Origin of the sequence: Sphingomonas sp. 66-10 (assembly GCF_001897045.1) — a bacterium.
Lineage (GTDB): Bacteria > Pseudomonadota > Alphaproteobacteria > Sphingomonadales > Sphingomonadaceae > Sphingomonas > Sphingomonas lycopersici.
The window spans coordinates 98119-104711 of the sequence record NZ_MKRR01000134.1; the positions used below are offsets into that span (position 1 = coordinate 98119).

6 protein-coding genes are annotated in these 6593 nt (G+C 65.6%); 4 read left to right on the plus strand and 2 right to left on the minus strand.

All coding sequences use genetic code 11. The features are described from left to right. Positions 1 to 131: 131 nt before the first annotated feature. Positions 132 to 1172 carry a LacI family DNA-binding transcriptional regulator gene (locus BGN95_RS16695; RefSeq protein WP_286773399.1) on the minus strand — a complete coding sequence of 347 codons (1041 nt, stop codon included), beginning with the start codon at positions 1170 to 1172 and terminating at the stop codon, positions 132 to 134. 168 nt (positions 1173 to 1340) lie between these two features. Here BGN95_RS16695 and hisD point away from each other — a divergent pair, with 168 nt between their 5' ends. Continuing rightward, the gene (gene hisD, locus BGN95_RS16700; protein WP_286773400.1) at positions 1341 to 2636 is read left to right on the plus strand and encodes a histidinol dehydrogenase; all 1296 of its coding nucleotides are present in this window, start codon (positions 1341 to 1343) and stop codon (positions 2634 to 2636) included. Positions 2637 to 2871: 235 nt separating this feature from the next. Here the strand turns inward: hisD and BGN95_RS16705 are convergent, their stop codons facing one another. Then, on the minus strand, positions 2872 to 3894 hold the full coding sequence (locus BGN95_RS16705) for a cupin domain-containing protein (protein WP_286773401.1): 1023 nt from the start codon (positions 3892 to 3894) through the stop codon (positions 2872 to 2874). 185 nt (positions 3895 to 4079) lie between these two features. Here BGN95_RS16705 and BGN95_RS16710 point away from each other — a divergent pair, with 185 nt between their 5' ends. From BGN95_RS16710 to BGN95_RS16720, 3 genes are all read left to right on the plus strand, one after another. Beyond that, on the plus strand, positions 4080 to 4811 hold the full coding sequence (locus BGN95_RS16710; protein ID WP_286773402.1) for an alpha/beta fold hydrolase: 732 nt from the start codon (positions 4080 to 4082) through the stop codon (positions 4809 to 4811). Positions 4812 to 4839: 28 nt separating this feature from the next. Beyond that, positions 4840 to 5988, plus strand: coding sequence for a nuclear transport factor 2 family protein (locus BGN95_RS16715; protein ID WP_286773403.1), 1149 nt, complete (start codon positions 4840 to 4842; stop codon positions 5986 to 5988). Positions 5989 to 6048: 60 nt separating this feature from the next. Next, positions 6049 to 6593 (plus strand): MFS transporter (locus tag BGN95_RS16720; protein ID WP_286773404.1); only part of this gene is annotated, 545 nt, incomplete at its 3' end.

A 6593-nucleotide genomic window follows, 5' to 3' on the forward strand; every position in this document is an offset into this window, starting at 1 on the left:
TTCAGTAATAAACCAGCCAGATTTGCGGCAGAATATCGATTTCGAAAGGGGCGTCGGCGAAGGAAAACGATCGGTATGCCAGTTAATTTCGCGGATTGCGAAAGTTCATCCGATTGATGTTGCTAGGCGCTTTACGCAATCCTGGCGCTTGTACCTTCGCTGATATTGCCGCTGAACAATCTCTGTTCGGGGGGAGCCGAGAAATCCGCTATCCGCTTTATTAAGATCTCCCCCGCCGCCTCGGCCATGGAATGTACCGGCTGGGTGACGGTTGTGAGGTCGTATGCACCGAGCCGCGACGCACCCGACCCGTCGAAACCGACGATCGAAAGGTCCCGCGGCACCGAAAGGCCGAGATCGATTCGCGCCGCGTCCATCGCGCCGATCGCCATCATATCGTTGACGACGACGATCGCGTCCTGCCCCTGCGATCGGGCGCTCAGCTCGCGCATCGCCTGCCGGCCGCTTTCATAGGTGAAGTCGCCGCGCACCTCGGGAACTTCGGCCACTCCTGCCTGCGCCAGCGCGGCCAGCGCGGCGCTGCGCCGCTCCTCGGCGACATAATTGTCGGCCGGCCCGGAAATCAGGCTGAAGCGCCGATGTCCCGCCGCGAGCAGGCGCCCGACGATTTCCCGCTCTCCTTCCACCGAGTCGCATCGTACCGATGCCGCCCCTGTCGCGACGCGGTTGTAAAGCACGACCGGTACGCGATGTTCGGTGAATTGCAGCACCTGCGCGGGAGACAGGCGCGCTGCCGAGATCACCCCGTCGACCGAATGACGCCAGATCTGATCGAGCACCCCGTCGACCTCGCTTTCCTGCGAGAGCGCGAACAGCAGGACGCGGAAGTCCTTCTCGCTCAATCGCGCGCCGAGTTCGGCCAGCACTTCGGGATAGTAGAAATTGGTGCGCGCCGAGATGATCACCGCGACGATATTGGTCCGCCGCGAGATCAGCGCCTGGGCGAGGGCGTTGGGCTTATACCCGATCTCCGCCGCGACCTTGAGGATCAGCTTGCGCTTGGCCGGCGCGATCGAAGCATTGGGGGCGAAGCAGCGCGACACCGCCGACTGCGAAACCCCGGCGATGCGCGCCACGTCATAGGAGGTCGGCCGACGCCCCTCCTCCATTGCGGCGGACTTCAGCTTCTTGGTCGATCGTGGCTTGGGCATGAGCCATTCGTAACTGCACGCGGATGCGCGGTCTAGGACGATCGATGCACGAGGGCCCCCGCTCCTTCCCTCGCCCGCTTTGCGGCGTGACAATTGCATTCGGATGCAATAAGGCTGCCCGCCGTCGCCCGTTCGACCCATCCAGACCGATCAAGGGGAGCTTATGCCATGACCGACGCACCGCAGGGATTTTCCGACATCGCAAGCTATATCAAGGCGCCCGCGCGCGATCAGATCACCGATAGCGGCGATGTCGCCGGGCTGGTCGCGCGGATTCTCGCCGATGTACGCACAGAAGGCGACGCCGCGGTGCGCCGCTACAGCGCCGAATTCGACAAGGCCGATCTCGATCGTTTCGAAGTCTCCGCGGCCGAGCGCGCGGCGGCGCTCGACGCGCTCGACCCGCAGACCCGTGCCGATACCGAGTTCGCGATCGACAATGTACGCCGCTTCGCCGAAGCGCAGCTCGGCACGATCCTTCCGCTGGAGGTCGAGCCGATCCCCGGGCTGCATCTCGGTCATCGCGTCATCCCGATCGACCGCGTCGGCGCCTATGTGCCGGGCGGCCGCTTTCCGCTGCTCTCGGCACCAATCATGACGATCGTGCCGGGCAAGGTCGCAGGGTGCGGCGAGGTCGTCGCCTGCCTGCCGCCCAATGCGCACCAGGCGATGATCGCCGGCTGTCACCTTTCGGGCGCCGATCGCATCTTCCGCATCGGCGGCGCACAGGCGATTGCGGCAATGGCCTATGGCACCGAGAGCGTGCCGCAGGTCAACAAGATCATGGGGCCGGGCAACGCCTTCGTGAACGAGGCGAAGCGCCAGGTGTTCGGCCCGGTCGGCATCGACCAGCTCGCCGGCCCGTCGGAGATCTTCATCCTTGCCGACGCAAGCGGCGATCCCGAGCTGATCGCATGCGATCTGCTCGGACAAGCCGAGCATGACGTGCGGACCCGCGTCGGCCTCATCACCACCGATCGCGCGCTTGCCGAAGCGACCGTGCGCGAGGTCGAGCGCCAGCTCCAGACGCTGGCCACCGCCAAGATCGCGGCGGAGAGCTGGGCGAATTACGGCGAAGTCGTGCTTTGCGCGAACGAAGCGGCGATGATCGCTTATTCGGATCATGTCGCGGCGGAGCATCTCCAGGTTCACACCCGCGATCCGCATGGCATGGCCGCCAAGCTGCGCAATTACGGCTCGCTGTTCATCGGCGAGAACGCCAGCGTGGTCTATTCAGACAAGAATGTCGGCACCAATCATACGCTGCCGACAATGGGTGCGGGGCGTTATACCGGCGGCCTGTGGGTCGGCTCTTACGTGAAGATCGCGACGCACCAGTGGCTCGAGGACAAAGCGATCGCCGCAGTCGCGCCGCCAGCGATCCGCCAGAGCGGCAGCGAGGGCCTGGAGGGGCACCAGAAAGCCGCCGCGATCCGCTACGACCGGATCCGCCAGCCCGCCTGACCTGGGACGGCGGCGCGGAACCCCGCGCCGCCGTGTTCTCCTCCGTATGACGACAGGCGCTGCTGCTGGCGCGACGCTCTAATCAACATTTACTTCCGTCACCGCGGCCTTGAGCCGGAGTCCATCGGGAGGCAGGCGCGGAGCAAGAAGTTCTTGCCGCAGAGTTAGCGGCACGACGGACCCCGGCTCAAGGCCGGGGTGACGGGGAAGGCCGAAACGTCGGGTCCGACGCAGGTCACCCCTCGAACAGCGGGCGCGCAGGATCTTCGCCGCCGCGCACGACATAAGCAATGCACGGCACCGAGGCGGTGTTGCGCAGCGCATGGGCAAGCCCGATCGGCACGGTCAGCGTGTCCCCCGCGCCCATGACGAGATCGCCGCCGTTCCAGCTCACTTCCAGCGTCCCCGAATGAACGAAGATCACCTCAGTTTCACGGCGGCTGTGGGTCGGGATGTAAGCGCCGGACTGCAAGGTCAGCAGCCGCAGATTGAAGCCGTGCGGCCACCAGCCGCTGATCGGGCCGGGCGCGAAGCCGTCGGCGGTGGCGCGCGGCACGATCAGCCCGGCCTCCTCGACGCCGGGCCCCGCCAGTGGCGATTCAGGATTGGCCCGCACATCGTCAAGCCGAACGACGCACTCGGCCAGCTTCTCCAGCGGCGGGGTGCGCAACGCCGCCAGCTCGTCCTCGCCGAGCGGCGTTTCGAGCTCGACGTCGCGCAGCCGATAGTCGCCCTCGCTGGTATCGATCAGCGTGCCGCCTTTGGCCAGTTTGAGGCCGAATTCGGCGGCGGATTCGAAAACCGCCGGCGCCCAGGTGACCTTGCCGGGATCGTCCTGCCCCAGCACCACCCAGAGGAAGCCGGTCCCCTCGTCGATCTTCTCGAACCCGCGGAACATATGGATCGGCACCGAAGCCACGTCGCCCGGCCCGATATCGAGCGTGCCGTCTTCACGATTGGGACCGAAGATCAGCCGCCAATGGCCGGAATGGACGACGAAAACCTCCGCCGTCTCATGGCTGTGCTGCGAGTTGACGCAGCCCTCGGGCTGGCGCGCGGCGCCGATGTTGAAGCCGTGCGGCTCGGTGATGTGGACGAACTGGTCGGCACTCTCGGACACGCCGGGGCCGATGATCGTGAAATTCTCCTTCTCGGTCGACCCGGGCGTGCGGGTGTCGATGAAGGCGGTGCGACAAGGCACGAGATCTGCGTAGCGCACCAGGCGCGCGGCCATCGCTTCGCGGGTCCACTCGGTCACGTTTCACTCCCTAACATGTTCCCCGAGCCAATGCGCATCTCCCGCGTACCGACCGGATGAATCGCTGTTTGCATTCGAATTCATTTGTGCTACGCCATGCCAACGGCCGGCGCAAGCGATACATGTCGGCCGGCGAAAACTTGTCGGGAGGACGCCACGAGCGTCCGCATGGAGAGTTAAGGCTGATGTCCGCGCCGGGGCGTAACGAGGAAACCGACCTGCCGCTCGTTCTGCTGCCGGGAACACTGTGCGATGCGCGCGTCTTCGGCGCGATCACGCCGCAGCTCCGCGCGACCGGGTATAGCATTGAACATTTCGACATGACCGGGCTCGGTTCGGCCCACGCGTTGGCGATGCGCGCGCTGGCGCAATATCCGGGGCGCTTCATTCCGGTCGGGTTCTCGCTCGGCGCGATCGTCGCACTGGAGCTCGCCGCCATAGCGCCGGAGCGGATCGCCGCGCTCGGGCTGATCGCCGCTAACGGACGAGATGTGCCGCCGGCCGATCATGCCGCGCGCCGCGCCGCCGCATCCAGCGATCCTGCCGCCCTCGTCGGCGACATCCTCTGGCCCCGATCGGTTGCCGTCCGCGCCCGCGACGATCACGCGCTCCGGGCGACGATCATGGACATGGCGGCAAGCCAGCCCGCCGGCACGCTTGCGCTGCAGACCGAGGTGGCGCTCACCCGTTTCGACAAACGGCCGCTGCTCGCGCGCATGACGATGCCCACGCTGGTATTGGGCGGTGCCGAGGATCGTATCGCCCCGCCCGAGCTGCAACGCGAACTCGCCGAAGAGCTGCCCGAAGCCGAGCTGGTGATCGTCCCGGATGCGGGCCACTTCCTGCCGCTCGAACGCCCCGAACCATGCGCCCGCGCGCTCGCCGACTGGCTGGTGCGCATCCGGGCCGTCGCATAAGCCATCACGATCATCGCACGGAGGTCACGTGACTGATATTCCAACCGCCAAGAAGCCCGCCGACGCCGCCCGCAGCGAGCTGACGACGCCCGACATCGGCGCGGGCCGCGTCCTGCAGGTCGAACGGCGCGACTTTACCCAGCTCGTGCCCGAGGGCCGCAAGCGCGTGCAATCGATGCGCGGCTTCGACGACTGCTACACCGATATCGTCGATTATATCGTGCGCTGCACCCACCGCATCTGGGACGAGCGCGACGTCGGGCTGATCTATTCGCATTATACCCACAATTGCGTCGCCTATACGACGATGGGCACGATGTACGATCGCGAGACGCACATCCGCGACACCATCCAGCGTCTGGTCGAATTCCCCGACCGGCGCGGCATGGCGCTGCAGGTGATCTGGCGCGGCGACGATGTGAACGGCTTCTACACCAGCCATATGACGCATGGCCTGGGCCGGCACACCGAATTCGGCAGCTGGGGCAAGCCGACCGGTCGCACCTTCTGCACCCGCACCGTCGCCGATTGCATGATCCTGGAAAACAAGATCTACAAGGAATGGATCGTGCGCGACAATATGGGGCCGCTGATCCAGGTCGGGGTCGATCCGCATGTCTTTGCGCAAGGGATCGCGCAGAAGAAATTCGAGCTGGGCGAAAGCGTCCTCGATCTTGCCGAGAACCGCCGGTTGCTCGGCCAATATCCGCCGGAGAGCGAGGCGGACCTGTCGATCGCGCATAACGACGGCGAGGAACAGCTGCTCACCTGGCTGCACCACATCTACAACAAGCGCATGTTCGGCAAGATCCACGAAATCTATGCCCCCAATTGCCAGTGGCACGGGCCGCTGATGCGCGAGCTCTACGGCATTGCCGCCGTCCTGCAGCAGACGATGCGTCTCGTCGCGCTGATGCCCGACTGCTCGTTCGTGCCGCAGCACATCTGCTCGGTCGACAGCGAGGAGGGCGGCACCAAATATGCGGTGCGTTGGGTGATGGACGGTCACCACCTCGGCTATGGCGCGCTCGGCGCGCCGACAGGGCATCACCTCTTGGTGATGGGCGTCACCCACTTCCACATAAAGGACGGCAAAATCGTCGACGAATGGGTCGTCTATGACGAATTGTCGATGCTGGTGCAGCTCAAGCTGGCGGCGATCCAGGCGGCTGCCTGACCAGCCGGCGGAGCCGCGCGACGCGGCTCCTACCGTCTTTCCGACCGGAGTGCTTTTCGCATGTCTGCTGCCGTTCCCCTTGCCGCCCGGGCGGATATCGACGCCGAGCTCGCCGAGCGACCTGCGCATCCCGTACCCGGGATGGGGCGGCAAATCGCGATCTTCGCGCTGCTGTTGGTCTGCGAATTCCTCTACGGCTGGGCGTGGAATACCGTGGACGTGCTTCGGCCGTTCATTCGCGCTTCGCTCCACCTCTCGCTAATCGAGGTCGGTTCGGCCTATTCGGCGCAGGGCGCGGGCGCGCTGATCGGGGCAGTGCTGATCGGGCAATTGGCCGACCGCTTCGGGCGACGCCGCACCTTCGCGCTGGTGGTCCTCGGCTATGGAACGATGCTGATCGCGGGGGTCGCGGTCGCGAGCTATCCGATGCTGCTCGTCCAGCGCTTCCTGCTCGGCATTTTCGCCGGCGCGAGCTTCCCGGTCGGCGTGGGCATTTACGTCAATCTCTTCCGCCCCTCGCTGCGTGGACGGCTCGCCGGGACGATGAACGCCTTCTTCAGCTTCTCGATCGTCGCGCTCGGGCTGGCGATGGGGGCGGTTTCGCC